The sequence below is a fragment of the Streptomyces sp. x-80 genome (genome assembly GCF_046549095.1).
Lineage (GTDB): Bacteria > Actinomycetota > Actinomycetes > Streptomycetales > Streptomycetaceae > Streptomyces > Streptomyces celluloflavus.
Genome location: NZ_JAJPWM010000002.1, coordinates 553401 through 580329 on the forward strand (window position 1 = coordinate 553401; position 26929 = coordinate 580329).

Sequence of the window (26929 nt, forward strand, 5' to 3'; positions counted from 1 at the left end):
GGGCGTCGCCTCAGCCGAACCGCCGCTTGAACACCCGGAACACGATCACCGTCAGCGCCACCGCCAGGACCAGCACGATCCCGGCCTCGGTCCACGCCAGCGGCCAGTGGTGCGACACCGGGTGGTTGTCGAAGTACGACGCGGCCACGTCGTGGTTGCGCAGACACGCCTCGTAATCGCCGGGTGACGCGCACGCGCTCTCGGGCAGCCGGGCGCCGGAGCCGGTGACGTGGCCCTGCTGCTGCGGCCAGCTGCTGTCCGGCAGCTGGGCCGACGCGCCCTTCGGGAACACGGTGCTCACGGTCGGCCGCAGATACGGCCTGATCAGCACGAACACGCTCTGGACGAACGCCATGACACCCAGCGTGACGGCCATCGAGGCGACCGTACGGCGCAGCAGCAGACCCGTCAGCGTGCCGACGGCCAGGGCCAGCAGCGCGTAGGCGACGGGCACCGGGCCGAGCGCGTTGAAGCCGAGCGTGGAGTACCAGTAGGTGCCGGACACCTCGTCGCCGCCGACCTGCCAGACCCAGCCGAAGACCGCCGAGAGCGCCGACGTGGCGGCGAGCACCGCCAGCGCGGGCAGCGCGGTCTTCGCCGTCAGCCAGCGCAGCGGCCTCACCGACTGCGTCAGGACGACCTTGTGGGTACCGCTCTCCAGCTCCCGGGCCACCAGCGGGGCGCCCAGGAACACGCCGATCACGGCCGGGAGCAGCAGCAGCCCCATCGCGGCGTACCGGAGGGACTGCGCGTAGGCGCCGCGGAAGTCGGAGACCACCCACTGGGTGCCCTCGCACCGCGGGTCCAGCGAGATGAGCGAGCAGCCGGCAATGTGGTGGGCGTCGATGAACCCGGCCATCCGGCCGCGCAGCACCGCGAGCCAGATGGCGCCGCCGATCACGATCACGCACAGCGCGCCGAAGGCCGGCCGGTGCTGGCGCCAGACCAGCCAGACCAGCCCGCGCAGCGGTGTACGGCCGCCCCGCGCGCCGGCGCCGCCCGTGCCGTCCGTGTCGTCCGCGGTGCGCGCGGCTCCGCCCGTCCCGTGGTGTGCCGTCGTGCTCATGCCGCCGCTCCCTTGCCGCTGTGATGGTCGTGCACTGCCGGTCCGGCACCGTCCGGCGGACGGCCGGGGTGCGGGGTGCCGCGGCCCGCGGGCCCGGCCCGGGTGACCGGTACGGCACCCGCCCCCGCCGCGGGCCCGTTACGGGGCAGGCCCGGCACCCCTGGCTTGTGGCGCAGCCGCGGCGAGACCGGTTCGGCGCTGGGCGCGATCAGCTCGGGCGCGTCGGGCGCGCGCAGATAGGCGAGCAGGAGTTCCTCCAAGGACGGCTCCGCGGCCTCCCAGGGGCCGGTGAACGACCCCTTTCGCCGTACCAGAGCGGTGAGTTGACCAGCTGTCAGCTGTGCGTCGACGACGGTGTGGGCGGCGATCTCGGGCGGCAGCCCGGCGGCGGTTCCCCGCGGCGGCCCGCCGTCTCGGTGTGGCCCCATCAGAAGGGCGTGCGCGCCGATGACGTCATCGACCTCGCCGGCCAGCCGCACCCGCCCGCCGCCCAGGAGCAGCAGATAGTCGCAGATCCCGTCCAGTTCGGCGAGCACGTGCGAGGCCAGCACGATGGTGGTGCCGTGCTCGGCGGCCTGGGCCAGCAGCAGTCCGGCGATCTGGTGCCGGCCGAGCGGGTCGAGATCGGCCAGCGGCTCGTCCAGCAGCAGGAGTTCGGGCTCCTTGGCGAGCGCGAGGGCGAACGCGACGCGGGTGCGCCGGCCCGCGGAGAGGGCGCCGACCCGGGCGTCCAGAGGCACCCGGCCGTCCCGGACGATCTGCTCCGCCCGCGCACCGCTCCAGCGGCCGGGGTTGAGCTCGCGGCCCATCCGCAGCGTCTCGGCGACGGTCAGCCGGGGGTAGAGCGGCTTGCCCTGGGTGAGGTGGGCGACGCGGGCCCGGCCGGACGCGGTGGCCGGGTCCGCACCGCCGGCCCGGACGACCCCCTCGGTGGGCTTGATCAGCCCGGACACGAGCGAGAGCAGCGTGGTCTTGCCGGCACCGCTGGGCCCGACCAGGGCGCAGATACGGCCGACCGGCAGCCGGAAGGTGCAGTCGCGCAGCGCCCAGCGGCGGCGGTACCGCTTGCCGAGGCCGATCACCTCGATCGCGGTACGCCCCGAGGCCCGGCCGGTCCTGCCACCCATCGACCGCGTCACCTTCCCCTCCTCCTGGCCACCCCACCAGCCATTCCACTAATTAAGTAGTGAAAGGGTGAGGGAAGTGGGCTGCACCTGTCAACCTGCGCTGCGTACGCTGACGCCGTGCCCACGCCTTCCGCGTCACCGACGCCGCCGCTGCCGTACACACCGCACTACCCGATACGCACCGAACGCCTGGATCTCCGCCCCGTCCGCACCGACGATTTCGACGCGATCCACGCCTACCAGCGCCGCCCCGAGGTCTGCCGCTATCTGTACTGGGGCCCGTTCGACGAGGCCGAATCCCGCGCCTCCGTCGCCGCCAAGACGACCCGCACCACCCTCCGCGCGGAGGGCGATGTCCTCCAACTCGCCGTCACCGTCCGCGAGACGGGACACCTGGTGGGCGATGTCACCTTCGTCTGGACCAGCCGCGAACACCGCCAGGGCGGCATCGGCTACGTCTTCCACCCGGACTTCACCGGCCGCGGCTACGCCACCGAGGCGGCCCGCGCCCTGCTGAAGCTGGGCTTCGAGGACCTCCGACTGCACCGCGTCCAGGCCGAGTTGGACGGCCGCAACACCGCCTCGGCCAACCTCCTGGAACGCCTCGGCATGCGCCGCGAGGGCCACCTGCGGGAGAACGAGTTCCTGGACGGCACATGGTGCGACGAGGTCGTCTACGCGATGCTGGCGCGCGAGTGGCGGGAGGGGCGGGAGGGGTAACGGCCTGACGAGCGGCTGCCCGGCAGGACGGCGCCCTCGCCGTCATCGTCGTGGTCCCGGGTACCTGTCGTCACGCCCATCCACCCACCTCAGGGCAACGGCAAACAGTGCGGCCGGCCAAGCTCCACCGCCGCACCGACCCAACCAAGCGCTACTAGCATCGCGGCATGGAAGCAATCCTGGTCAGCGCGTGTCTGCGCGGGGTGCCATGCCGGTTCGACGGGCAGCACAAGACCTCTTCGGAGATCGAGGAGGCAGTGACGGGTCGCGAGGTCGTCTCCTTCTGCCCAGAGGTGGCGGGCGGGCTCGCGACGCCGCGGCGGCCCGCGGAGCTGGTGGGCGGCGACGGGCACGACGTGCTCGACGGGACGGCACGGGTCGTTGAGGACACTGGACGTGACGTGACGGCTGAGTTCGTGGACGGAGCACGGCGCGCACTCGCGGCGGCGCGGCACGGAGGCTGCACGGAGGCACTGTTGATGCCGCGCAGTCCGTCGTGCGGACGGGGTGTGGTCTACGACGGTTCGTTCGCCGGGGAGCTGGTGCCAGGAGACGGGGTGACGGCGGCGCTGCTTGAGCGGAACGGGATCGCCGTGCGGCCCGCACCCGGGGCGTGACGCGATCCCGGACCGGCCGGCCACCTCAACCGGCCACCGGATCGTGAGCGGCATCGCGGACGACGGTGCCTCCGGCGGGCACCACCACGTCGCCCTGGCGACGCCGTAACCGGTGGCGAACGGCAGCCGGATCCTCGGTCCTCAATCCCGATGCCCGTCGACGGGTGCCTTCAACAGCCGGTCCAGCTCGTTCCCGGCCTCGTCGTACCCGGCGTCGGCGATCCGTTGCAGCTCGCGCAGGTCACCGTTGGCGGCCGCGCGCCGAGTGAGCAGGGACCCGGCGCGCAGGGACCCTTCGTCCAGCAGCTCGCTCAGCTCCCCGAGGTCACCGGCCGTCTCGGCGAGGTCGGCCAGCCGGTCCAGAGCGGTCTCGTTGCCCTCATCGGCCAGCGCGCGCAGGGTCTCCCGATCGGTATTCATGTTCGCCATGCTGCAACCCTGCCCCAGGGGAAGGGTCAAGTGGGACGATGGCCGGGTGATCACCATCGGGCAGCTGGCCAGGTACGTCGGGGTGTCGGTCAAGACCGTTCGCGTGTATCACGACAAGGGGCTGCTCCCCGAGCCCGACCGCGATACGTCCGGCTACCGGCGGTACGGCGCGCACGACGCCATCGACCTGATCAAGATCCGGACGCTCGCCGAGGCCGGCGTCCCCCTGTCTCGTATCCGGGACCTGAGAGCAGCGACCGACGAGGAGTTCCAGCAGGCGCTGCGCGACATCGACGACCAGCTCACCGCCCGTATCCGTGGCCTGCGGGCGACGCAGGGGCGCCTGCGCCGGCTCGCCGCCGGGCAGCTGGCACCGCTGCCCACCGAGGTCGAGGCCCATCTGGAGCATCTGGCCCGCTGGGGATTCACGCCCCGGTGGGTGGACCTCCAACGCGACCTGTGGATCCTCGTGTTCGCCACCCACCCGGACCACGCGATCACCCTGTTCCACGACCAGGCCGAGAGCCTGGCCGACCCGGCACTGCGGCAGCTCTTCCTCGGCTACGACCACGCGCACGACCTGAACGCCGACGATCCCCGCATCGCCGACCTGGCCCGCCGGATCGCCGAGGCGACCCGGGAACGCTACGGCCCCGGCGAACTGCCCGAGCCGGACGCAGCCTCCGAGATCCCCGCCCTCATCCAGGGCACGGTCAACGCCTCGTCCCCGGCATGGCAGCGACTCGACACGCTCATTCGCGCACAACTGGCCGCGTGACTCGGCACGTACGGGCGCACGCTCCCGGCTGTCTGCGGAAAGCGGAAATCAGTCGGCACCGCGCAGCGGACGACGGTGCGAACGCTGCCTGATGCGGGCAACGGGCGGGACGGGAGTCATCCGCGTTCCGAGCCGAGGTCGACCACGGTGCAGCGGCGCAGCTCGACGACGAGTTGGGAGGCCAGGAACCAGGACGTGTGCTGGTGGCCGTAGGGCAGATAGCCGTCGTCCGACGAGGCGAGCCTCCCGGTGACGCCAGGTGCGTGAAAACCTCCGAAGACGCCGCGCGGCCGGGGCTTTCGTACGCGGACGGCGACCGGCTCGGACAGGTGCGGGCAGTGCCGGACGGCGGTGGCGGCACAAGGGACGCAGACCGGCGGTTTGGTGCAGTGCGCGCCCTCGGGCCAGCCCGGGGGCAACTCGCCGGGGCCGGAACGCGGGAGGAGGAAGAGCCATCCCTTGGACGTCCGACCGGCCGGTCCCCCGCAGACCTGACACAGCCCTTCCAGCACGGCCCGCCGCTGTCGAACCGGGTGCACCGAGCGGAAGTTGGGCTTACCGCACCCCGGCGCCTCGATGAGACGGCTCCACAGCACGCCCTGCGCATCCCGGTCGACCGGTGTCTCATCGCGATAGCACAACCCGGCACCGTCACCGCGCACCGTGAGCGTCCTGACTGCGACCCGCTCTTCGCTCCAGGCCGTGATGTACGGGACGGGGATTTCCTGCCTTCGGCTAGGGTTCGGCATGTCGTCAACCTCCATGGGGGTTGAGGGCCACGCCCCCGGACGTTCGCGCGTCGCGGGGGTCCTGCGTGTGGCAGTGGGCTGGCATCCGACTGGCCCGACTAGATACCGGGTGTAGCCAATTGGTCACCAGGACAACGCAACGTCCAATAGAATCGGGGCACTTAAACGGCACCGCTGAAATCAGCGACCTGCCGGGATGCTGGCCGTCATCGCAAGAACGAGAGGTCACAGCATTGGACGAGACGACCTCACCCGAGCACTTGAATCCGCTCCAGCGCTTCGGACTCGACGTCAAACGGGTGCGCCTGGGGCGCAAGCTCACGCAGAAACAATTGGGCAAGGCCACGGGCTACTCCGATGCGTACGTCAGCATGGTGGAGTCCGGGAAGGTGATGGCAAGCGCGAAGTTCGCCAGTGGCTGCGACCTGGCGTTCGGGACGAACGGGCTCTTCGCGGGCATGTTGCGGAGAATCGACGAAGGAGACCACCCATCGTGGTTCGTCCCGTACCTCAACCTGGAGCGGAAGGCGTCACGGATACTGGCCTACTCGACGAACCTCGTGACGGGCATCGTCCAGACAGACGACTACGCGCGGGCCGTCTTCCGCACGTCCAACCCCCGGGCCACTGCGGAGGGGATCGAGGACAAAGTTGCCGCGCGGCTACGGCGGCGTGCGGTGTTCGATCTGGACACTCTCCTATGGGTCATCCTGCATGAGGCGTGTCTGCGAACCGTCGTCGGCGGCGCCGAGGTCATGGCCGGGCAGCTTGACTACCTGCTGACGGTGGCCGCTTCACCGGACGTGGAACTCCAGGTCATGCCGTTCTCGGCGGGTGTTCCAGCCACGTCTACGTTGCCCTTCACCGTTTTGCGCTTCCCGGAATCCCCCACCGTGTTGTACACGGAGACCCGGGTAGGAGGCAGGATGCACGACTCCGCACAAACGGTCGATGCCGCTGTGGATGACTACGATCTGCTGAGGGCACACGCGCTGTCCCCGGACCGATCACTAGCCCTGATCACCACGCTGCTGAAGGAGTATCGCGCATGAGCCCCGACTTGGATCTCGCCACCGCCCAGTGGGTCAAGTCGTCCTACAGCGACGCCAACGGCGGCGAATGCGTCGAGTTCACGCGCGACTTCGCCTGGATCAAGTCATCCCACAGCGAAGGCAACGGAGGCCAGTGCATCGAATTCTCCCGCGACCTCGCCTGGATCAAGTCATCCCACAGCGAAGGCAACGGCGGTGAATGCATCGAATTCTCCCCCGACCTCACCCAAGCCCACGGCATCGTCCCCGTCCGCGACAGCAAAGCCCCGGACGGCCCGGCTCTCGTCTTCCCCGCAAGCGGCTGGACCTCGTTCGTCACCGCCGTCAAGCATGGGGAATTCCCCGCCGCCTGACCCACGCGGCAGCGCGCCCAACCCCCAGGCGTTCAGCCCGCCGGTCGCTGGTGAACGCTACTTTCCGTGCGCGGTGACGTCTTCCAACGCGGTGCCGACCAGGACGGTGGAGGCCATCGGTCAGTCCGACTCGTAGTCGGTGGTGTGGTCGTCGTGGGTCTGCGGCTGCGGTTTCTGCCCGTCCCCGCCCCGGACATCGACGCAGGGCCAGTCGTCCTGGACGACGTTCCGTGCTTGCCCATCTCCACCAGCTGGCCGGCGGCGTCGGTGTGAACGGTGGTCGGCGTCGCCGCGTCCAGCTCAACGGCCGCGTACGACGGCGGACCAACCGGCAGCCGGTCGGTACGGCCCCTTATGGGTCGTGCAGCTGAACAGTGGCTGCCGTACATCGAGCAGGTCTTAGGCATCGATCTTTCCGCTGTAGACCCCGCACCGGTCAGCGATACCGTGGCCTCGGCCATCTTCCTCGGGAGGGACGACTTGGAGCGACGGCAGTTTCTGACCGCGACCGCCGCCGTCGGCCTGGCGGCCTTGGACCTGACGGATGCCGAGGCCGTCACCCGGCGCGTGAAGCGACCCGGGCCCGTCAGGGTGGGCATGGGCGAGGTGAACGCGGTCCACTCGATGACCACCGCGCTGGGCGACGCCGCATCCGAGCTCGGCGGCGGACACGCCCGCCACCTGGCCGTGCGCTACCTCATCGACGACGTCAAGCCCTGGCTGGACGGCGCCTACGCCGATCGCGTCGGGCGCGAGCTGTTCGCCGCCACATCCCAACTCCTTCAACTCGTCGGGTGGATGGCGCGGGATGCCGGGGCTCAGGGCTTGGCGCAGCGGTACCACGTGCACAGCTTCAAGCTCGCCGCGGAGGCCGGGGAGAACGAGCTCGCGGCCACCGCGCTGCGCGGACTGGCCGACCAGGCCATCGACCTCGGCCATATCCCGGCCGCAGTACGGCTCGCCGAGGCGTGCGAGCAGCGGGGCCGCAAGCTGAAGAACCCCAAGGCGCTGGCGTACTACCGCAACACCTACGCCCGCGCGGCGGCCGCCGACGCCGACCGCACCACCGCCTCCAAACTGCTCACTTTCTCCCAGGCCGCGATCGAGCACGCGCCCGCCAAGCCCGGCGCCTCCTGGGCCTCGCACTACAGCCATGGCCGCTGGGCTCACGAGTCCGGCATGATCCATGCGTCCATGGGCGACCTGCCGGCCGCCGAGGAACACCTTCACCTCGCCCTCGACATCCACGGGCTGGACCGCAAGCGCACCCGCGCGATCGTCCTGGCCGACCTCGGCCAGGTCCAGCTCAAGCGCGGCAACACCGCCGAAGCGCTGGCGAGCTGGAACGAGTTCCTCGACTGCGCGGACGGCGTGCAGTCGGTTCGCATCAACGACGCCGTCGGCAACATCACCGCCCGCCTGCCGCACATCCCGGATACCGCCGCCACGCAGGAGCTGACGGAACGCCTGGCCGCACGCGCCTCGACATAGAGCATCGCGCGGAGCAAGGGAAAATCACAGCTGACGCCCCCGCTCGCAGCGCCTACCACAGCCGACGCCCCCACCTGTCGAAGAAGCCGAGGGGCGGGCCCGGCCGGAAGGCCCTGAACACCCTGCCCCGTCTCCTGAACTGAACCCGACACACATCACAGCAGGCCACACGGCTCCGCAGCCTTCACCCGATCAGCCCAAGTGCCTTATTGAGCACGGTACTTGATCAGTTGCCACTGCTACATTGGCGCAACGCGGCAGCGGAGGGGCGGCATCATGAGCAGGCCATGGGAAGCGGACCCGGGTACGGACTTCAAGAGGCGTCTGGGCAAGTCGGCCCTGGAGCTGGGTACCACCAACTCCGGCCCTGAATGCCCGGACATCTGGGAGCTGGAGAACGGCGACATCGCCGTGATCGGACGGGACCTCACCGCCTCCCTCGGCACGCGCCTGCCGGACGGAGTCTCCATCGGCCCGGACGAACGCCTCGTGGTCATCCCCCGCAGCATGCTCATCGCGGCGAAGACGGACATTCCCCGTGTTTGAGTGCTTCCGTGACGGCTCCGGCGAGGTACTCAAGAGGCCGGACTACCTCGACGACTTCGGCCGGTTCTACGAGAGCGACATCCGTCTCCTTGCCAAGATCGAGCGCGGCCAGACGTTCAGGGAGCAGGGCTCGCCGAGCTGGGACGCATTCGCCGCCGGGGACTGGGCGGGCGCGTTGCGCCTGATCGAGGCCGGGCGGGATTCCGTTGGCAGAGCGGTCCAAGGTGGTCGATGACGCGACCGGCCGCGGACTTCGCGGTGCCGGACGGCGGACCGGGCTGCCGCAGCGTCAATTCGGTCCGTCGGTCCGTCGGTCCGTCGGTCCCCCGGTCCGCCGTGACCAGCAGCAGTGCGGACCGGAAGGTCCGCCGGGCCATCAGCCGGGTCTGGTCACGTTCCGTTGTCCGCGTACGGCTTCCGCTGCCTGGGGCGGTGTGGGGCAGCGGCCCCCCGTAACCACGGCGGGCCGCCGCCATGTCGGTGCGCAGCCGCACCCGCCCCGTGACGCCCCTCAGGTCTCCGACCGGTACATCAGGTCCTTCTCGTGCGTGACGAAGCCGAGCCGCTCGTAGACGGTGACCGCCGGTACGTTGTCGGCGTCGACGTAGAGCATCGCCGTCGGCAGGCCCTGCGCCGCCAGATGGCGCAGGCCGATCGTGGTCAGTGCCTTGCCGAGGCCGCCGCCCTGGGCGCCGGGCCGGACCCCGAGCACGTACACCTCGCCGAGGCCCTCCTCGGCGTGCACCTTGGTCCAGTGGAAACCGATCAGCCGTCCCTCGCGCTCCGCGAGGAAGAAGCCCTTCGGGTCGAACCACGCCTCGGTCTTGCGGTCGTCCAGGTCACGCTGGGTCAGTGCGCCCTGCTCCGGGTGGTGGGCGAACGACTCCGCGTTCACCTCCAGCCAGGCCGCGTCGTCGGTGCCCGGCCGGAAGGTCCGTACGGTCACCCCGGCCGGGAGCACCGGCTCCGCCAGGGCCAGGTCCGCCAGCCCGCGCCGCATCTGGCGCAGCTCCCGGAATAGCGTCAGGCCGAGGGTCTGCGCGAGGTGCCGGGCGGCCGGATGTCCGCCGTGTGCCCACACCCGCAGCCGGCGTCCGGACTGCGTCAGCAGCTCGGTGCCGAGCGCCCGGCCGTGGCCGCGGCCGCGGTGCCCGGGGTGCACGACCAGTTCGGCGGCCGGTGCCTCCACCGGGTCGGTGTCCTCCAGCTGCCCGTATCCGACGAGTTCCTCGCCGTCCTCCTCCGGTACGTACACCAGCAGATGGCGCACCCCCTGCCGCCGTCCGCCCCGCAGCTGTAGCCGCCCCTGTTCGGACACCGCGGGCTGCCCGTCCGTACGCGCGGCCCGCTCGATCAGCGCGAGGACGGCCGCGGCCTCCTCCGGTGTGAGCTCGTCGGCCACCTGAATCCTGCGGCCGGTCCGGCCCGTCTCCTGTGCAGCGTCAGTCATGCCCGAAGCGTACGACCCTGCCGGGTCCGGTGACCGGTGCCGGGTCCGCGGCCGGGTACGGCACCCCGGCGGCTCCGGCGCCCCGTCCCGGTGCGCATCGGCAACCAGCTCGTAACCCGGCGGCCCTGTTGCGCTACGCGCGTTGACCATAGGCTGCCGACCGCTCGGACACACACCACGGCACTCCGCCGGGGTCCACGAAGGGGATCACATGTCTGCGACACCTCCACGGCGCCGCATCGCGCGCAGGGCGGCGGCCGGGGCCGCCGCCCTGGCCGCCGCACTCGGCATCACCGCCACGGCCCTGCCGGCCGGTGCCGACAGCCGCCACCCGGCGCCCGCCGGCCGGACCGTCGATGTGCAGCTGCTCTCCTTCAACGACTTCCACGGCAATCTCGAACCGCCGCAGGGCTCCTCCGGCACGGTCGAGGAGATACAGCCGGACGGCACCAGGAAGACGGTCGAGGCGGGCGGCGTCGAGTACCTCGCCCAGTCGCTGCGTACCGCCCGCAAGGGCCACCCGTACTCGGTCACCGCCGCGGCCGGCGATCTGGTCGGGGCCAGCCCGCTGCTCTCCGGGCTCTTCCACGACGAGCCGACCGTCGAGGCGCTGAACAAGCTGAAGCTGGACGTCACCTCCGTCGGCAATCACGAATTCGACGAGGGCCGGGCGGAGCTGACGCGCATCCAGAAGGGCGGCTGCCACCCGACGGACGGCTGCTTCGAGAAGGGCAAGAAGTACCGGGGCGCCGACTTCCCGTACCTGACGGCCAATGTCACCGACGAGAAGACCGGCAAGCCGCTGCTCAAGCCGTACACGGTCTGGCAGCACAAGGGCGTCAAGATCGGCTTCATCGGGGTGACGCTGGAGGGCACCCCCGACATCGTCAACGCCAACGGCATCAAGGGCCTCAAGTTCCACAACGAGGTCGAGACGATCAACAAGTACGCCAAGATCCTCGACCGCCAGGGCGTGAAGGCGATCGTCGCGCTCCTCCACGAGGGCGGACTGCCGGCCTCCACCTCCTACAACTACAACTGCGACAGCCCCGGCCCCGGCGACGGCATCTCGGGCCCGATCGCGGAGATCGCCAAGAAGGTCACCCCGAAGGTCGACGCGCTGGTCACCGGCCACACCCACCAGGCATACACCTGCACCATCCCGGACCCGTCCGGGGTGCCGCGCACCGTCACCTCCGCCGCCTCGTTCGGCCGGCTCTACACGGACACCACGCTGACGTACGACCGGCGCACCGGCGACATCGTGCGCACCAGCGTCAAGGCGCCCGGCGCGGTCAACCACGTCGTGAACCGCACCCAGCCCAAGGCGGCGGACATGACGTCCCTGATCGCCCGCTGGAACAAGCTCGCCGCGCCGGTCGCCGGCCGCCCCGTCGGCCATATCTCCGCGGACATCGCGGGCCGCGGCGCCAACGCCCCGGAGTCGCCGCTCGGCGATGTCATAGCCGACGCCCAGCTGGCGGCGACCGAGGCGGCCGACCGGGGCGGCGCCCAGCTCGCCCTGATGAACCCCGGCGGCATCCGCGCCGACCTCGCCTACAAGGCGTCCGGCGGTGAGGGCGACGGCGTCGTCACCTACGCCGAGGCGTTCACCGTCCAGCCGTTCACCAACATGATGAACGTCATCGACCTCACCGGTGCCCAGCTGCTGGCCGGTCTCCAGCAGCAGGTCAGCGGCCCGAACACGGCCTCCCCGAAGATCCTCCAGGTCTCCCGGGGCCTCACCTACACCCTGGACATGACCAAGTCCGGCGCCGACCGCGTCATCAAGGACTCGGTGCGGCTGAACGGCACCCCGATCGACCCGGCCAAGACCTACCGCGTCGCCATGAACGAGTTCCTGGCCGGCGGCGGCGACGGCTTCCCCGCCTTCAAGGACGCCGCCAACAAGTACGTCGGCCCCTCCGACCTCGACGCCTTCACCACCTACCTGACCGCCCACTCCTCGGCGCAGTCCCCGCTGACCCCGCCCAAGGCAGACCGCATCACGGTCGTGAAGTAGTCGTGAAGTAACGGTCGCGGGGCGGGCGTCGGGCCCGCCCCGTGGCCTGACCGGCGTGCTGAGGGGCGCCGGTCAGGCCGGCAGGAGCCAGGACGGTCCGGTCGGTTCGCCGATCCATACGGTCTGTGTGTGGTCCGGTGCGACGGTCATGCCGAATGCGGACTGGCCGGGTGAGCCGGCCTCCTGCCAGGTGGTGAGGGCACGTTCGACCTGGTCCCACAGCTTGAGCGGGCCGTACTGGTGGACGCTCCAGCCGTCTGCGGTCTGCCGGGTCCACGCCTGTGAGCCGGTCGCGGTGTCCAGGAGGATCACCCCCTCACCGGTGGTCATCAACTCGGCTGACGGGGCCCCGAGTTGCGCGATGAACTGTCCGTTCCAGTCCTGCAAGAGGCCCGGATCTACGCGGCAGGGACGGTGTTCTCCGGCGCGCCGGAAGAAGTCGGGGCGCGGTGGCCGTTCGTGGGGGCGGGCGAGCATGTAGCCGACCCTCTCCCCGGTGAAGCGCCCCGTGGCGCCGCCCTCGTCGTCCAGGGTGAGGCGGATGAGGCCGGAGGCGAGCAGCCATCCACTGAGGGTGGTGGTGAGGGTGCCGCCGTCGCGGACCTGCCGCAGCCACGCGACGGGGACGGTCCGTACCGCGCAGGTGGCCACCACGGCGTCGTACTCCGCGTTGTCCTGGTGCCCGCGCAGCCCGTCGCCGACGACGAGGTGCGGCGCATAACCGGCCTGCTGGAGGCGGTCGGCGGCCCGCCCGGCCAGGACCGGGTCGTACTCGACCGAGGTCACCTGCCGCTCCCCGAGGCGGTGGCACAGGAGCGCGGTGGAGTAGCCGGTGCCGGTGCCGATCTCCAGCACGGTGTCACCCTCGCGCAGTCCGGCAAGCTCCACCATGCGGACGACCAGGGAGGGCAGAGTGGACGAGGACGTGGGTCGGCCGGCGATCGGGATGCGGGTGTCGGCGGCATCGGTACCGTCCACCTGCGTGACCAGCGTCTCGTCGGTGCAGGCCAGGCGCAGCCAGGCGTCCTCACCCACCTGTTCGCGGTGGACGGGCTGCCACACGGTGCCGCTCTGCCGGAAGACGGCAGGGCCGAGGAACGCTTCTCGGGGGACGGCTTCGACGGACCGGCGCCAGGCGGGTTCGGTCAGCGATCCCTTCCCGGCAAGGGTGTCGGCGAGGACGCGGCGGAGCCCGGCGGGGTCAGTGCTCATATCGCTCTCCCGGGTGCTGGAGCTGGTCGGCGAGGGCCGTGGTGATCGGGGCGGTGAGGCCGGGGGAACCAGGCCCACTGCCCGTTGGGGTTGCACTCGTACATCCACCACCGGCCGTCGCGACCGAGCCCGAAGTCGAACGCGCCGTAGACGAGGGCGAAGGCGTCCAGGTAGGCGCATACGGCCTCCGCCACGTCGGGGGGTGTCTCGATGGGGCTGTAGGTCAGGGCGTCGTAGTGGCGCCGCCAGTCCACACCGGGTGCGCCGTCGATGCGGACCGCGAACAATTCGCCGCCGACGGCCGTCAGCCGGATGTCGGCGGACTTGTCGACGCGTCGCTGGAAGAGGTGTGCGGTGCGTCGGATCCCGTCGTGGAGGTCGTCGGGGTCGACGTCCTCCACCCACACCGTCAACACCCGTTCGTCCGGGCCGGTGTAGTCGCTGTTCCACAGCGGTTTGTAGAGCACCGGCCGGTGCTCGACGGCGAAGCGGCGGGCCTCGTCGGGGTCGTTGGTGATCAGTGTCGGCGGTACGCGCAGCCCGCAGCGTGCCGCGGTGGCGAGCTGTGCGGGCTTGTACTCGGCGTCCCGGTTGCGCCAGGGATGGTTGACGTAGTGCGTGCCGGGGAGCGATGCCAGGACGCCGCCGAGCCCGTAGCGGGCCTGTTCGGCGCACCATCTCTCGTCCTGCCCGGCGCCGTCGGCCGAGATGTAGGGGCCGGGGCGGCGCCAGTACACCGACCGCACCTCGGTCAGATCGAGGGCGCGTGTCCCGGTCAGCGCTTCGCCCGTCAGGCCCCGGTCGCCGAGTGACGCGTTCAGCTTGAGCGTGTCGGGGAAGTCGCCGGGGTCCAGCCGCACCACCGGGACGTGGCGCCGGTTCAGCTCGGCGATGACCGTGTCGGCGGTGGCATCGTCCAGCCGGGTCACGACCAGGACAGGCCCCTGCGCGGACGCTGCCCGCATCAGTCGCTGTCGCCGGACTGGTCACTGCCCTCGTCCCTGTTGCCGTCCAGGCTGGTCGAGGTCGTCGTCTCGTTCGAGGTCTCGGACGCCTTGTGCCTGTCCATGACGGGGACTTCGCTGCCGTCTTCCGTCAGCCACCGCCCCGTTTGCGTACGCGGGTCCAGGACGATGGCGGCGTACGGCAGCCGGGCCGTGCTGGGGAAGGGCCTCATCCTGTCAAGTCCCCAGGGGATAAGGGAGGTTGTGGTGGTGGGTTCGGTCATCGTGCTTCTCCTGGCTCGTCGTTGGGCTGGGAGGGGTGTATCAGATCCGGTGGTGGTGGCGGTGGGGCCTGGCCGTGGGGTCGGACGGGATGTGGGGGAACGTTCCGACGGAGTTCGTCCCCCGCAACCACTGAAAGTCGAGGTCACGGTGGCCTCCCTGTCCGGTGCGGTCAGGAAGATGGTGACCTGCTCCAGGGGACTCAAGTACCCCTGTGAGGGGTAGCGAGGTCACCCGGCTGCGTGGCACCACTCGGCGAAGTTCGTGAGCGATCCGGCATCACCGCGCTTCAATCGGCGCAGTGTGGCAGCGTCTTCGCGCACCCACTTGTGTGTGCGTGTCTGCTGCGGCGCGATCCTCCGGGCCACCTTGAGAGAGGCGAATGCCTCGCCGGGCCGGCCGGACCAGAGTTGCGCTCGGGCGAGTTCGATGAAGAAGCCGGAGCGCCGCTCGGCGGGCAGCTCGGGCGGCGGTGTCCACTCCCGAGCCAGATCGAGAGCCCGGCCCACGTACGCATCACCGAGCCCCACGGCGACGGACACCTCGTGGGTACGGACGCTGTCGGGCCCGAATGCCGTGCCTCCGTAAACGGACTCGGGCACCCGATCACCCAGGATCCGCGCCTCAGCCAGGTGCGTGCCGACCGAGCCGATGTCACCTGCTCTGCCGGCGATCACAGCGGCCCGCATATGAAGGGCACCACGCGCTGCCAGGCTCGCCACGTCGTTGCGGCGCGGCACGGCATCCACAGCCCGTTCCAGTGCGCGTAGCCCTGCCACGTGCTCCTGGGCGGCGAAGAACACCTCGGTGCGCACGTACGCCACGGACGCATCGAGCAGTGGGTCCTGAGTCCGGGGCGCCGCCCAGCGCAGCAGATCGATGAGTCGCGCGGAGAGATCTCGGGCCCCGTACTTATAGGCGACCGCGTCGGCCGCCCGCCCGGCATGCACCAGAAGTCGCACGGCGGCAGCCCGGTCCCCGGCGATACCGGTGTGTACCGCACGACTCAGCTCAGCGAGGAGAGCGGGCATCTGCCGCGCGATGTGGAGGTACTGGGCCCCGAGTCGCCAGGCCACTGCCTTGTCGACAGCGCTTCGCAGTTCCGCGATGGGCCGGATCGGACCGTCATTCGGACAGTCGTAGGTCGCGATGACCGCAGACAGGCCAGGCATTACTTGGTGAACGCGATCGTCAGGGCGACCTCCACCTGGCAGCAGGCGCGTCAGATCGACATCGAGCGCGTCGGCGATGCGCTCCAGGATGTCGTCGCTCACCCCTCGCTCGTCCCGTTCGATCTTGCGTAACGTGCCCAGGGCGATGTCCGCCGAGCAGGCGAGTTGGGTCTGCGTAAGGCGGGCGATTCGGCGTACGTAGGCGATGCGTGGGCCTACGCCGCGATATACGGTGCCGGGCATGCTGAGCTCCGTTCGGTGCAGCCTTCCGGCACGGTACCCGCACCGCAAGGGGCCGGCACACGAACGGCCGCACTGCCCCTGTTCGGTGACGCCGCCCGCTGGTGACTCGCTATTTCGTCACGATTTCCGGGAGTTCCGTCAGGGAGCTGATCCGCCAGTCGGCAGCCCGAGCTCCGGGGCTGTCCGCCCACAGATGTCCAAGAGGTCCACGGCGCAGATGCGCGGTCCGCAGGCCATGTGATTTCGCCGGGGTGATGTCGTTCTGGGGATGGTCGCCGACGTACAAGATGCGCCGCGGTTCGACTCCCGCGACGTCCACGACCTTTTCGAAGAATCGCGGGCTCGGTTTGGCAACGCCCCATTCGCCTGATGTGGCAATGACATCGGCCGGCAGTCCCAGGCTCCTCAGGAGTTCGCCCGCGCGCCGGGTCTGGTTACCGGCGATGACCACGCGAAGGCCGGCTTCCCGGAGCGCCGAGAGGGCGGGTCGGACATCGGGATAGAGGTCCGTCTCATCGAGATGTTCGCCGCAGCCGGCTGCTTCGCGGGCCGCATACGCGGCGGCGACATCGATACCGGGGCTGAGCAGTCTGATCGCGACCGCGTTGTCGCGGCCTTGGGCGACGACCGCGCCCACCAGGGCAGAAAGGGTGTGCCGGGGAACCGCGAGCCAGTCCGCCCACGCCGCCCAATACCGGTCATCGCTGGTCAGCGTCTCGCCGACGTCGAACACCACCGCTTCGATCACCCAGGCACTCTATGATCACGCGTCACTCCATGGGGCGTGACCGAACTTTATGGGAGCGTGACCGAGGCCCGGTGCTGGAGCCGGCGCGGGCCGGACGGACGGCTCTCGCCGGATATACGGAGCGCACTGTCACCCTTTGCCCTTAACATCGGTGGCATGTCCCCACCTATGACCTCCGGTCCCGCTTTGGGGTGGTCTGTCGCTGGCGCCAACTGCGCGATCAGGGACTTCATGGCCCAACGCGCGGGCCGGGCCCTCTCGCCGGACGAGCAGGCCGAGTACGAGGCTCTGCTCGCGGCCTGGGTCGCCGCCGTCCAGCGGCAGCCGACTACCGCGACCGACTGAGTCCCGACGAATCCTGGCGAATCCTGACGAGGTGCCCCGCCACCTGCCGGAGCAGGGGGCGGGGCGCAGTGCCGCGGAGCGGGAGGGGCGGGGGGGGGAAAGATGGGCACCGAGTGCCGGGTGCCGCCCGGACGCGCCGCGCCCGTGCCGGTCAGCGGTCAGCGGTCAGCGGTCAGCGGTCTGCGGTCAGCGGTCAGGAGAAGTCGGCGGCGTGCTCCCGCGCCCACTGGGCGAACGGCCGGGCCGGATGGCCGGTGACCTTCTCGACGGCGTCCGAGACCGGGAACAGGGGCGCGTCGACCGACCGGCCGAAGAGGCGGACGAGTTCCAGCGCGGCCTCCTTGGGGAAGCCCGGCCGTGCCAGCGCCTCCGCGGCCGCCTCCTCGGAGATCCGCTCGACCCGCGTCGGGCGCCCGATCGCCTGCCCGATCTCGGCGACCTGCTCGGCCATCGTCTTCCGCTCCGGGCCCGTGACGACATAGGCCCGGCTCAGGTGGGTGCCGGTGCGGTCCAGCAGGGCGACGGCGGCGACGTCCGCGAGGTCGTCCTCGTGCACCGGCACGCCGGGCGCGTCCGGGTGCGCCTCGCGGACCACACCGGACTCGCGGATCGAGGGGGCCCAGGCGAGGGTGTTGGTGGCGTAGTTGGAGCCGCGGACGAAGGTCCACTCCAGGCCGGAGTCGCGTACGGCGCGCTCCACACCGGCGTGCATCCGGGCGATGTGGTTCTCCTCGTCGGCCGGGGTGTCGGTCACCGAGACCGACGAGTTCAGGACGATCCGGCGGATCCCGGCCCGCACCGCGGCACCGGTCACCGCCGCCGCGGCCTGGCCGCCGCCGGCCGCGAGGTTGAGGAAGAGGGCGTCGGCGCCGGCCAGCAGCGGTTCGAGCGACGCCTCGTCGGTCAGCTCCGCGCGCAGCGTCTCGACTCCGTCCGGCAGTCCGGCGCGGGCCGGATCGCGGGTCAGCGCGCGGACCGCCGCGCCCTCCGCGAGCAGTCGGCCGACAAGACTCCGGCCGATATTGCCGGCTGCTCCGGTTACCACGATGGTGGGGGCGATCTTCACAGGAGAAGCCTTCTTCCGGCGGGTGGTGGACAAGTGGTGGACGAGCGGTGGGCGGTCGGTTCGGCGATGGGCGGAACCGATGGATGACGGACGGTACGAGCGGCGTCGGACGGTACGAGCGATGTCAGACAGCACAGGTGATTTCAGGTGATGCCAGGTGATGCCAGGCGATGTCAGGTGACATGAGCGAGGTATGAAGGGAGTCTGGTTCAACGCCGGGGCGGTTCCGCTCATTCCGCGGCGCGACACGTCTCTTTCCAGGGCATGACACGTTCTCGCCGGGCCGGCCGGACAACCTTCGCGTACCTCACTTACCACTGGTAAGACTTGCGTTCGAGGGACCGGCCCATGGTGGGATGTGCGGATGCGAACCCCCACGCGCATACCTTCATCATGCTCACCTTCCGCCTCAACCCCCACAGCGCACCATTCCCCCCACTCCCCCGAATCCTTCCGCTCCCCCGCCCCGGCTCCTCCGGACGGCGCACGCCGCGGCGCCGAGGCGCACCACGGCACCGGCGCCGCAGCGCACCAGGACACCGGGGCTCCCGGCCGCGAAATACCCAATCCCTACGCGGAGTTGGCAACCCTCGCCGACCCCGAGCCGGCCCCCGCACCCGCCCTCGCCCCCGATCCCGCCCCCTTCCGCCGTACGTACCTCAACGAACGGGACAACAGCGACGATCCCCTGGGCCTGGGACTGCGCTCGGACGACGACGATGACGGGGCCGGGGAGTGGAAGGCGCCGGACCACCGCCGCGCGAAGCGCGGTATCAGCCGCTTCGCCGCCGTCCCGCTCACCGCCAAGCTGCTGGTCGCCGTCCTGGTGTGCGCGGCGCTCCTCACCGTCACCGATCGGTTCGCCGTCCTGTATGCGCAGAACAAGGCCGAGGAGAAGATCAAGGAAGCGCTGCATCTGACGGCCCGGCCGGAAGTCGACATCAAGGGGTTCCCCTTTCTCACCCAGGTCCTCGGCAAGCGCCTGGACCAGGTGCGCGTGGTCGTTCCCCATGTGGCGGCCGACCGGGTCACCCTGGCGACGGCCGAGGTGACGGCGGACGATGTGCGGATCGACGGCGAGCTGCCGGCCTCCGTCAAGGGCGCCACGATCGGCACCATGCGCGGCAGCGTGCTGCTCGCCTTCGACGACATGAACCGCGAACTCGGCGCCTCACAGGTCAAGTTCAGCGCACTGGGCACCGACCGGGTGCGCGCCGTCGGACAGCTTCCGCTCGCCGGGCACACCTTGCGCGTACGGGCCGAGGCGCGCATTCGGCGGGCGGGTGACCGGGGTATCGCCACCGAGATCAGCCGGATGCGCCTGGACATCGGCGATGTCGCCGTCTACCGCCCCGGCACCGGCGAGGAGGAGGGCCTGCGGCTCACCCGCAAGGCCGCCGACCGGGTCGCCCATGAGGCGGCCAAGATCAAGGCGATGCTGAGCATCCCGGCCATCGCGGACCGGATCGGCATCCCGGGGCAGTACGTCCAGGAGGCGTTGCGCAGCGAGGAGAAGCTCCACGACCTGACCGGATCGCCGCGCTTCATCGCCCAGTTGATGAAGGTCAATCTGGTCGATGTGGTGATCGACCACCCGTGGCTGCTGGCGAAGGTCGGTATCGACCCGAAGGTGCTGGGCGCGCTGACCGAGCTGACCAAGCCCCAGATCGCCGACCAGCTGTCGTTCTCCTTCCAGCTGCCGAAGACGCCGGGCGACGTACGGCTGCGTGACGTCCGCGTCGAACGGGACGGCATCCGCGCCGATCTGACGGGGGCTGGCCTGCCGGTCGGGGACAGTTCCGACAAGCCGTAGCGAAGAAGCCGGTGCGGAAAACCCTTCAGGGCGGGCGGCTCGGGTGCGCACCGGAAATTCTAAGTCAGTTGATTGACTTAGATGAGCGGGCCGCGTTCACTGAGGGCACATCCGAGGGGAAGGAGACGGTGATGAGCCAGAGCGACGGTGACCGTACGCTGACCTATCCACTGCCTGCGGAGGAGGCGCTCGAACCACCCACGGAATGGGCGGAGTTGCGGGCGGGGTGTCCGGTGGCACCGGTGGCGCTCCCCAGCGGTGACGGCGCGTCACTGCTCACCCGTTACGACGATGTCAAGCAGGTCCTGTCCGATCCGCGGTGCACCCGCCGGCTGGACGCGGACGACGCCGCCCGGATCTCGGCCAACGAGTCCGGCGGGGTGTTCAACGACTCGATGGCCACGGCTCTCAACGGCGCCGGTCAGCAGCGCTGGCGGCGGATGCTGACCAAGTGGTTCACGGCCAAGCGGATGACCGCGCTGCGGCCGGGGATCGAGGCGATGGCCGAACGGCTGGTCGACGACATGGTCGAGCGCGGCCACCCCGCCGACCTCAAGGCGAGCGTCGGCTTCCCGCTGCCGGTGTGGGTGATCTGCGATCTGCTCGGCGTCCCCGACACGGACCGGGACAGGTTCGCCCGCTGGTCCGACATGCTGCTGAACCTCACCCGGTACGGACAGGGCGAGATCGAGACGGCCCAGGCGGAGTTCCACGCGTACCTGGCCGCGCACCTCGACGCGAAGCGCGCCGCGCCGGGCGAGGATCTGCTCAGCTCGCTCCTCACCGCGACCGATGCCGACGGCGGACGGCTCACGGACACCGAACTGGTGGCCACCGGCCAGGCACTGCTGATCGCGGGGCACGAGACGACCGCGAACATGATCGGCAAGATGGTGGCGATGCTGCTGGCCGACCGCGGGCGGTGGGAGCGGCTGGTCGCCGACCGCTCGCTGGTGCGTACGGCGGTGGAGGAGGTCCTGCGGTTCGACGCCAACCCCGGGTTCGGCATGCCCCGTTACGTGACCGAGGACATCGAGGTGGCCGGCACCGTACTGCCCCGCGGCACCACGGTGGTGTGCAGCATGGCCGCCGCCAACCGCGACGAGAGCGCCTTCGGGGGCGCCGACGGTATGCGCCTGGACCGCAGCCCCAACCCGCATCTGTCCTTCGGCACCGGACCGCACTCCTGCCTCGGCCAGTCGCTCGCCCGTACCGAGCTCCAGGTCGTGCTGGACGTGCTGCTGCGCCGTCTGCCCACCCTGGAACTCGCCGTCCCCGTACCGGAGCTGCGCCGCATCGAAGGGCTGCTCGTCGGCGGCCTCCGCGAAGTCCCGGTCAGGTGGTGACGGTGGAGGGGAAGACCGCCCGGTCCGCCCGGTCCGTCCGCACCGTCCGATCCGCCCGGTCCGCCCGCTCCGAAGGGACCCGGGAGACGATCCTCGCGGTGGCGGAGCGGCTGTTCGCCGAGCACGGTGTGTTCGCCGTGTCGAACCGCCAGATCAGCGAGGCCGCCGGACAGGGCAACAACGCCGCCGTCGGCTACCACTTCGGCACCAAGACCGACCTGCTGCGGGCCATCGTCCGCAGGCATGCCGAGCGGATCGACACCCTGCGCGAGGGCATGCTGGCCGAGACCGGGGACTCGCACCAGGTACGGGACTGGGTGGCCTGCCTGGTGCGCCCCGGCATCCAGCACCTGGCCGAGCTGGGCCGTCCCACCTGGTACGCGCGGTTCGGCGCCCAGCTGATGACCGATCCGGTGCTCCGCGAGCTGATGATCGACGAGGCGTTCGGGCCGTCGGTGCAGCGCGCCCTCGAGGGGCTCAACAACTGTCTGCCCGGCCTGCCGCCGCCCGTACGGCTCGAACGCGGCGACATGGCGCGCCACACGCTGGTCCATATGCTCGCCGAACGCGAACGCGCGCTCGCCGACGGCACCCACCCCGCACGGCCCGGCTGGGACGCGTACGCGACCGGGCTCATCGACGCGCTCACCGGCCTCTGGCTCGCCCCTGTGACCCCTGGACCGTGACCGTGGACGCCCGCGCCGCCCCGGGCACCGTCCGGGGCGGCGCCCGTGTCGCCGGGCTTCGGAGGGCCGGCGACGCGGGCGGTGACCGCTCGGACCGTGTACCAGCGATCGACGGCCGGCCGCAGGACGGCCGGCTCGGCCGGGTCCGGGCGGGTCCGGGCAGGTCCGGGCAGGTCCGGGCGGGGTGGGCCACCGGCCCAGGCCGGACCGGTCCTTCCTCGTGGGGGCCACGGCCTCGTGGGGGCCACGGGGCCCCCACCGCTACGCCCCCGGCTCCTCCCCCGCACCGTTCCCCGGCAGTTCCGGGGGCGGGGTCGGGGCGCCCGGCAGGGTCAGTACCGCCTCGGTGCCGCCGCCCGGTGCGGACCGCAGCCGTACGCCGCCGCCCGCCTGCTTCGCCGTACGGGCCACGATCGACAGGCCCAGACCGCTGCCGGGGAGGCTGCGCGCGGACGGGGAGCGCCAGAACCGCTCGAAGACGTGCGGCAGTTCGTCCTCCGGGATGCCGGGGCCGTGGTCGCGGACCGTCAGCTCACCGGCCGCCAGCCGGACCAGGACGGTGCCGCCCGCCGGGCTGAACTTCACGGCGTTGTCCAGCAGATTGACCACCGCGCGCTCCAGTGCGGCCGGTTCGGCCCGTACGTACCAGGGGTCGAGGGTCGCGGTGACGGTCAGCGTCGGGCCGCGCAGCCGGGCCCGCTCCAGGGCCGCGCCGACGATGTCGTGCAGCGCCACGACCCGTACCGCCGCCCCGCTGCCGGGCCCCGCCTCCGGTGTCCTGGACAGCTCCTGAAGGTCGCCGATCAGCGCCGCCAGCTCTCCCATCTGCGCCTTCACCGAGGTCAGCAGCGCCTCCTTGTCGGCGGCCGGGATCGGCCGGCCGGACCGTTCGCTGCGCACCAGCAGATCGATGTTGGTCCGCAGCGACGTCAGCGGCGTCCGCAGTTCGTGCCCGGCGTCCGCGATCAGCTGCTGCTGGAGGTCGCGGGAGGCGGCCAGCGCCGCGGTCATGGCGTTGAAGGAGCGGGAGAGCCGGACGATCTCGTCCTCGCCCTCCGTGGGGATGCGGATGGTCAGGTCCTCGGTACGGGCGACGTGCTCGACGGCGGCGGTCAGCCGGTCGACGGGTCGCAGGCCCGCGCGGGCGACCCCCAGCCCGGCGGTCGCGGCGCCCAGTACCCCCACCCCGGCGACGATCAGCAGTACCAGGGCGAGCTGGTTGAGCGGCTCGGTGACCTGTCCCATGGGCGCAGCGACGGAGATCGCCAGCCGGCCGCCCGCCGCGTCGGTGACCGCACCGTGGTACGGCACGGTCGACACCCGCATCTCGGTCCCGTCGTCGGCCCGGGTGGTGTGCACCGAATCGGCCAGCCGCCCGGCGGCGACCGCCACGTCCGAACGCTGCGGGGGGATACGTGACTTCTCCGGCGCGGTGCACGACCCGCCGGTCACCGACACCAGCTGGACCGTGTACGGGGTGGGCTGGAAGCGCACGTTGGGGGCGGCGCCGGTGCACTTGGCGGTGAGCGCCTGGACGTACCCGGAGTCCACCTCGACCGTGCTCAGCGTCGTGTCGAGCTGTTCGGTGAGCCGGTCGCGGGTGATCAGCCAGCAGGCGGCGGCCGAGAGGGCCACCGCGACGGCGACCGCCAGCGCGGTGAGCATCGCCAGCCGCGAGCGCAGCGGCATCCGTCGGTAGCGGCGGCCGGCCCGCGCGGTCAGGCCCTCGCCCGGCGGGTGCCCCTGGGGCGGTGCCGTGGCGCTCATTCCGCGCCGCCGTCGGCCCGCAGCACGTAGCCGACCCCCCGCACGGTGTGCACCAGGCGCGGTTCGCCGCCCGCTTCCGTCTTGCGGCGCAGGTACATCACGTACACATCGAGGGAGTTGGAGGTGGGTTCGAAGTCGAAGCCCCACACGGCCTTCAGGATCTGCTCACGGGTGAGGACCTGGCGGGGGTGGGCGAGGAACATCTCCAGCAGGGTGAACTCGGTACGGGTCAGTTCGACCTGCCGTGCGCCCCGGGTGACCTCGCGGGTCGACAGGTCCATCCGCAGATCGGCGAAGGCCAGCGATTCGCCCTCCTCGGGCTGCGCACCGGCCGCCGCCGCGTACGAGCTGCGGCGCAGCAGGGCGCGGATGCGGGCCAGCAGCTCGTCCAGCTCGAAGGGTTTGACGAGGTAGTCGTCCGCGCCGGCGTCCAGTCCGGTGACCCGGTCGCCGACGGTGTCGCGCGCGGTCAGCATCAGGATCGGTACGGTCACCCCGCCCGACCGCAGCCGCCGGGCGGCGGTCAGCCCGTCCATCCGGGGCATCAGGACGTCCAGGACGATCAGTTCCGGGTGGTAGGCGGCGACCTTCTCGACCGCGTCCAGCCCGTCGACGGCCTGCTCGGTCCCGTAGCCCTCGAACGCCAGCGAACGCTGCAACGCCTCACGGACCGCGGGCTCGTCGTCGACGATCAGGATGCGGGAGGGCTGATCACCGTGTTCGGCGGGGCTCATGTGCGTGACTACCTCGGAGTGGGATGACGGAACGGCTGACGCAATCGTCCTTCAGCCTCGCACGGCGCCGGACCCGGCGGGCATCGCGCGGCGGGTGCCGCGGCGGGTGCGCGGCGCGGTGGCGACCTCGGCGGGGCGGCGGCCCGCGGTCGCCCCGCCCGCCGCCGGGGCCGGCCGGGCGGCGCTCGCGCGCACCGGGGCGAGGGCCAGGTCCAGGTCCGCGGGGCCGGTGCGGGCGGTGTCGTGCCGCACCGGGTTCAGGGCCACGCTGCGCCGTTCGCCGCCCGCGCACCAGCCGATGGCGGCGGCGAGCGCCCGGCGGGCGCGGTGGACCGGAACGGTGATCTTGTGGGTCATGCCGGCCTTCCAGGAGGTACGGAATCACGGGTGGTGCGCGGGGTACGGGCGCCGCGGTGCCGCGGTGGTCCGGTACGGCCACGGTCCGGGTGCGCGGCGCGGCCCCCGGGGGCGGGGCCGCGCCACGGGCGCCGGGCCGGACCGGTCAGACACCGGTGCCGCTGCCGCTCCCGCCGCCGCGCAGCGAGTTGAGGTCGGCCTTGACGGTGTTGATCGGGATGGCGAAGCCGAGGCCGACGCTGCCGGCCGTGCTGCTCGACGCCGAACTCGGCGAGTACATCGCGGAGTTGATGCCGATGATCTGGCCCTGCATATTGATCAGCGCACCGCCGGAGTTGCCGGGGTTGAGCGAGGCGTCGGTCTGGATGGCCTTGTAGGTGGTCTTGGACGAGCCGGTGTCGCCGTTGTACTGGTTGCCGCCGAACTCGAACGGCCAGCCGCCGCCCCCGCCCTGGCCCCCGTCCTGGCCCCGCTGCCCCTGCTCGCCCTGGTCGCCGCTCTTGGGGACGGTGACGTCCCGGTTGAGCGCGGAGACGATACCGCTGGTGACGGAGCCGGTCAGGCCCTCGGGCGAGCCGATCGCCACGACCTGGTCGCCGACCGCGATCTTGCTGGAGTCGCCGAGCGAGGCGGCGGTCAGGCCCTTGGCGCCCTGGACCTTGATCAGCGCCAGGTCCTTGGCCGGGTCGGTGCCGACGACCTTCGCGGTCTTCTTGCTGCCGTCGCTGAAGCTGACGGACACCGTGCTCGCGCCGGCCACCACGTGGTTGTTGGTGATGATCTCGCCGTCGCTGCTGATGACCACGCCGGAGCCGGTGGACTGGCCGCCGTTCGCCTGCGCCTGGATCTCCACGATGGCCGGGCTGACCGCCTTGGCCACGCCCGTGACGCCGCCGCCGGTGGTCTGCCCGGCGTTGACGAGCGGGGTGGAGACGGTGTTCTGCGGCGACCGGGTGGCGTCCGCGATCAGCGCGGCGCTGCCGCCGCCGATGAGCCCTGAGGCCAGCGCCACCGCCGCGATCAGCGCGACCGGCCGCCGCACCCGGCGCCGCGGTTCGCGCGGTCCGGGAATCTGCGGGTCCGCCGCGGCGAACCCGGCGTACGCGCCGTCGCCGCCCTGGCCACCGCCACCGGCCGTGGCCGGCGCACCGTGCCCGCCGTACACGCCATGAGCTCCGTGCACGTCGTGCGCGTCGTGCGTCGCACCCGCCGCGCCGCCGTTGCCGGGCCACACCGTGACCCCGTCACCGGCCGCGACCGGGTAGGCCGGCGGCGCGTACGAGGGCGGCGGCGGGAACGCCGGGTCGCCGCTCGGAGCGCCCTGGCGGGCGTCGTGGCCGTAACCGTACGGCCTGTCCTGGGGCATCTCGTTGCCGCGTCCGCGGTAGCTCTCGGTCATGCCTATGACTGTGCGGCGTCCCCATGAGAACCGTCTGAGAGCGCCCTGAGAGACCCGACAGAAGTCGGTATGCCCGGTATAAGGACCGGTGGCGGGGTGGTGTGAAGACCTGTGGCGGGGCGGCCTGAAGACCGGTGGCGGAGCCGGGCGAAGACCGGTGCGGGGCCCGCGCGAAGACCAGTGGCTGAGCGGTGCGGAGACCCGTGGCGAGGCCGCACGAAGAACAGTGGCTGAGCCCGTACGGAGACCCGTGGCGAGGCCGCACGAAGACCAGCGGCTAAGCCCTGCGGAGACCCGTGGCGAGGCCGCACGAAGACCAGCGGCTAAGCCCTGCGGAGACCCGTGGCGAGGCCGCACGAAGACCAGCGGCTAAGCCCTGCGGAGACCCGTGGCGAGGCCGCACGAAGACCAGCG

28 protein-coding genes and 1 pseudogene are annotated in these 26929 nt (G+C 71.3%); 13 read left to right on the forward strand and 16 right to left on the reverse strand.

Annotated features, from left to right (window positions below; translation table 11 throughout):
• Window positions 1–10: 10 nt before the first annotated feature.
• Together ACLJWH_RS05380 and ACLJWH_RS05385 are read right to left on the reverse strand one after the other, a co-directional pair.
• Window positions 11–1066 carry an ABC transporter permease gene (locus tag ACLJWH_RS05380; RefSeq protein WP_411140379.1) on the reverse strand — a complete coding sequence of 352 codons (1056 nt, stop codon included), beginning with the start codon at window positions 1064–1066 and terminating at the stop codon, window positions 11–13.
• Complete coding sequence (locus ACLJWH_RS05385; RefSeq protein WP_411140380.1) at window positions 1063–2205, reverse strand: ATP-binding cassette domain-containing protein; 1143 nt, start codon at window positions 2203–2205, stop codon at window positions 1063–1065. Before ACLJWH_RS05385 ends, ACLJWH_RS05380 begins: the two co-directional genes overlap by 4 nt.
• 105 nt (window positions 2206–2310) lie before the next feature.
• Between ACLJWH_RS05385 and ACLJWH_RS05390 the strand changes: the two genes are divergently transcribed.
• Window positions 2311–2913 carry a GNAT family N-acetyltransferase gene (locus ACLJWH_RS05390; RefSeq protein WP_411140381.1) on the forward strand — a complete coding sequence of 201 codons (603 nt, stop codon included), beginning with the start codon at window positions 2311–2313 and terminating at the stop codon, window positions 2911–2913.
• Between the two features lie 167 nt (window positions 2914–3080).
• Window positions 3081–3530 carry a DUF523 domain-containing protein gene (locus ACLJWH_RS05395; protein WP_411140382.1) on the forward strand — a complete coding sequence of 150 codons (450 nt, stop codon included), beginning with the start codon at window positions 3081–3083 and terminating at the stop codon, window positions 3528–3530.
• A 141-nt stretch (window positions 3531–3671) separates the two neighbouring features.
• On the opposite strand, the gene ACLJWH_RS05400 is transcribed toward ACLJWH_RS05395, so the two are convergent.
• Window positions 3672–3950: a hypothetical protein gene (locus ACLJWH_RS05400; RefSeq protein WP_411140383.1), complete on the reverse strand. Its 279-nt coding sequence runs from the start codon at window positions 3948–3950 to the stop codon at window positions 3672–3674.
• A 55-nt stretch (window positions 3951–4005) separates the two neighbouring features.
• Here ACLJWH_RS05400 and ACLJWH_RS05405 point away from each other — a divergent pair, with 55 nt between their 5' ends.
• On the forward strand, window positions 4006–4737 hold the full coding sequence (locus ACLJWH_RS05405) for a MerR family transcriptional regulator (protein WP_411140384.1): 732 nt from the start codon (window positions 4006–4008) through the stop codon (window positions 4735–4737).
• Between the two features lie 116 nt (window positions 4738–4853).
• On the opposite strand, the gene ACLJWH_RS05410 is transcribed toward ACLJWH_RS05405, so the two are convergent.
• Window positions 4854–5486 (reverse strand): hypothetical protein, encoded by a 633-nt coding sequence (locus ACLJWH_RS05410; protein ID WP_411140385.1) that lies wholly within the window; start codon window positions 5484–5486, stop codon window positions 4854–4856.
• Window positions 5487–5719: 233 nt separating this feature from the next.
• On the opposite strand from ACLJWH_RS05410, the gene ACLJWH_RS05415 reads away from it, so the two are divergent.
• Together ACLJWH_RS05415 and ACLJWH_RS05420 are read left to right on the forward strand one after the other, a co-directional pair.
• Entirely contained in the window at window positions 5720–6538 is an 819-nt protein-coding gene (locus ACLJWH_RS05415; protein ID WP_411140386.1) for a helix-turn-helix domain-containing protein, read from the forward strand.
• A complete protein-coding gene (locus tag ACLJWH_RS05420; protein ID WP_411140387.1) occupies window positions 6535–6891 on the forward strand; it encodes a DUF397 domain-containing protein in 357 nt (118 codons plus the stop codon). Before ACLJWH_RS05415 ends, ACLJWH_RS05420 begins: the two co-directional genes overlap by 4 nt.
• A gap of 120 nt (window positions 6892–7011) precedes the next feature.
• Here ACLJWH_RS05420 and ACLJWH_RS05425 read toward each other — a convergent pair.
• Window positions 7012–7247, reverse strand: a pseudogene (locus tag ACLJWH_RS05425) (putative ATP-grasp-modified RiPP).
• Between ACLJWH_RS05425 and ACLJWH_RS05430 the strand changes: the two are divergent.
• The 3 genes from ACLJWH_RS05430 (at window position 7246) to ACLJWH_RS05440 (ending at window position 9163) form a co-directional block, all read left to right on the forward strand.
• Entirely contained in the window at window positions 7246–8382 is a 1137-nt protein-coding gene (locus ACLJWH_RS05430; protein ID WP_411140388.1) for a tetratricopeptide repeat protein, read from the forward strand. The pseudogene ACLJWH_RS05425 and the gene ACLJWH_RS05430 sit on opposite strands and share 2 nt — an antisense overlap.
• 276 nt (window positions 8383–8658) lie before the next feature.
• Complete coding sequence (locus ACLJWH_RS05435) at window positions 8659–8928, forward strand: hypothetical protein (protein ID WP_411140389.1); 270 nt, start codon at window positions 8659–8661, stop codon at window positions 8926–8928.
• Window positions 8921–9163 (forward strand): hypothetical protein, encoded by a 243-nt coding sequence (locus tag ACLJWH_RS05440; protein ID WP_411140390.1) that lies wholly within the window; start codon window positions 8921–8923, stop codon window positions 9161–9163. Before ACLJWH_RS05435 ends, ACLJWH_RS05440 begins: the two co-directional genes overlap by 8 nt.
• A gap of 276 nt (window positions 9164–9439) precedes the next feature.
• Here ACLJWH_RS05440 and mshD read toward each other — a convergent pair whose 3' ends face one another.
• Window positions 9440–10378, reverse strand: a complete 939-nt coding sequence (gene mshD, locus ACLJWH_RS05445; protein WP_411140391.1) for a mycothiol synthase — start codon at window positions 10376–10378, stop codon at window positions 9440–9442.
• 211 nt (window positions 10379–10589) lie between these two features.
• Here mshD and ACLJWH_RS05450 point away from each other — a divergent pair, with 211 nt between their 5' ends.
• Entirely contained in the window at window positions 10590–12401 is a 1812-nt protein-coding gene (locus ACLJWH_RS05450; protein WP_411140392.1) for a bifunctional metallophosphatase/5'-nucleotidase, read from the forward strand.
• A gap of 72 nt (window positions 12402–12473) precedes the next feature.
• On the opposite strand, the gene tgmC is transcribed toward ACLJWH_RS05450, so the two are convergent.
• The 5 genes from tgmC to ACLJWH_RS05475 all read right to left on the reverse strand — a co-directional run bounded on the left by tgmC (window position 12474) and on the right by ACLJWH_RS05475 (window position 17002).
• Window positions 12474–13613 carry an ATP-grasp peptide maturase system methyltransferase gene (tgmC, locus tag ACLJWH_RS05455; protein WP_411140393.1) on the reverse strand — a complete coding sequence of 380 codons (1140 nt, stop codon included), beginning with the start codon at window positions 13611–13613 and terminating at the stop codon, window positions 12474–12476.
• Window positions 13610–14578, reverse strand: coding sequence for an ATP-grasp ribosomal peptide maturase (tgmB, locus tag ACLJWH_RS05460; RefSeq protein ID WP_411140394.1), 969 nt, complete (start codon window positions 14576–14578; stop codon window positions 13610–13612). Before tgmB ends, tgmC begins: the two co-directional genes overlap by 4 nt.
• The gene (tgmA, locus tag ACLJWH_RS05465) at window positions 14578–14841 is read right to left on the reverse strand and encodes a putative ATP-grasp-modified RiPP (RefSeq protein WP_411140395.1); all 264 of its coding nucleotides are present in this window, start codon (window positions 14839–14841) and stop codon (window positions 14578–14580) included. Before tgmA ends, tgmB begins: the two co-directional genes overlap by 1 nt.
• A gap of 228 nt (window positions 14842–15069) precedes the next feature.
• Window positions 15070–16254 carry a helix-turn-helix domain-containing protein gene (locus ACLJWH_RS05470; protein WP_411140396.1) on the reverse strand — a complete coding sequence of 395 codons (1185 nt, stop codon included), beginning with the start codon at window positions 16252–16254 and terminating at the stop codon, window positions 15070–15072.
• 109 nt (window positions 16255–16363) lie between these two features.
• On the reverse strand, window positions 16364–17002 hold the full coding sequence (locus ACLJWH_RS05475) for an HAD family hydrolase (protein WP_411140397.1): 639 nt from the start codon (window positions 17000–17002) through the stop codon (window positions 16364–16366).
• 156 nt (window positions 17003–17158) lie between these two features.
• Here ACLJWH_RS05475 and ACLJWH_RS05480 point away from each other — a divergent pair, with 156 nt between their 5' ends.
• A complete protein-coding gene (locus ACLJWH_RS05480; protein ID WP_411140398.1) occupies window positions 17159–17347 on the forward strand; it encodes a hypothetical protein in 189 nt (62 codons plus the stop codon).
• 193 nt (window positions 17348–17540) lie between these two features.
• On the opposite strand, the gene ACLJWH_RS05485 is transcribed toward ACLJWH_RS05480, so the two are convergent.
• A complete protein-coding gene (locus ACLJWH_RS05485; protein ID WP_411140399.1) occupies window positions 17541–18413 on the reverse strand; it encodes an SDR family oxidoreductase in 873 nt (290 codons plus the stop codon).
• A gap of 364 nt (window positions 18414–18777) precedes the next feature.
• Here ACLJWH_RS05485 and ACLJWH_RS05490 point away from each other — a divergent pair, with 364 nt between their 5' ends.
• The 3 genes from ACLJWH_RS05490 to ACLJWH_RS05500 all read left to right on the forward strand — a co-directional run bounded on the left by ACLJWH_RS05490 (window position 18778) and on the right by ACLJWH_RS05500 (window position 22258).
• Window positions 18778–20226: an LmeA family phospholipid-binding protein gene (locus ACLJWH_RS05490; protein WP_411140400.1), complete on the forward strand. Its 1449-nt coding sequence runs from the start codon at window positions 18778–18780 to the stop codon at window positions 20224–20226.
• 131 nt (window positions 20227–20357) lie between these two features.
• Entirely contained in the window at window positions 20358–21572 is a 1215-nt protein-coding gene (locus tag ACLJWH_RS05495) for a cytochrome P450 (RefSeq protein WP_411140401.1), read from the forward strand.
• On the forward strand, window positions 21566–22258 hold the full coding sequence (locus ACLJWH_RS05500) for a TetR/AcrR family transcriptional regulator (RefSeq protein ID WP_411140402.1): 693 nt from the start codon (window positions 21566–21568) through the stop codon (window positions 22256–22258). Before ACLJWH_RS05495 ends, ACLJWH_RS05500 begins: the two co-directional genes overlap by 7 nt.
• A 261-nt stretch (window positions 22259–22519) precedes the next feature.
• Here the strand turns inward: ACLJWH_RS05500 and ACLJWH_RS05505 are convergent, their stop codons facing one another.
• The 4 genes from ACLJWH_RS05505 to ACLJWH_RS05520 form a co-directional block, all read right to left on the reverse strand.
• Entirely contained in the window at window positions 22520–24025 is a 1506-nt protein-coding gene (locus tag ACLJWH_RS05505) for a sensor histidine kinase (RefSeq protein WP_411140403.1), read from the reverse strand.
• Window positions 24022–24759, reverse strand: coding sequence for a response regulator transcription factor (locus ACLJWH_RS05510; RefSeq protein ID WP_411140404.1), 738 nt, complete (start codon window positions 24757–24759; stop codon window positions 24022–24024). Before ACLJWH_RS05510 ends, ACLJWH_RS05505 begins: the two co-directional genes overlap by 4 nt.
• Window positions 24760–24810: 51 nt before the next feature.
• Window positions 24811–25116, reverse strand: coding sequence for a hypothetical protein (locus tag ACLJWH_RS05515; protein ID WP_411140405.1), 306 nt, complete (start codon window positions 25114–25116; stop codon window positions 24811–24813).
• Window positions 25117–25261: 145 nt separating this feature from the next.
• Window positions 25262–26515, reverse strand: coding sequence for a S1C family serine protease (locus ACLJWH_RS05520; RefSeq protein WP_411140406.1), 1254 nt, complete (start codon window positions 26513–26515; stop codon window positions 25262–25264).
• Window positions 26516–26929 lie beyond the last annotated feature (414 nt).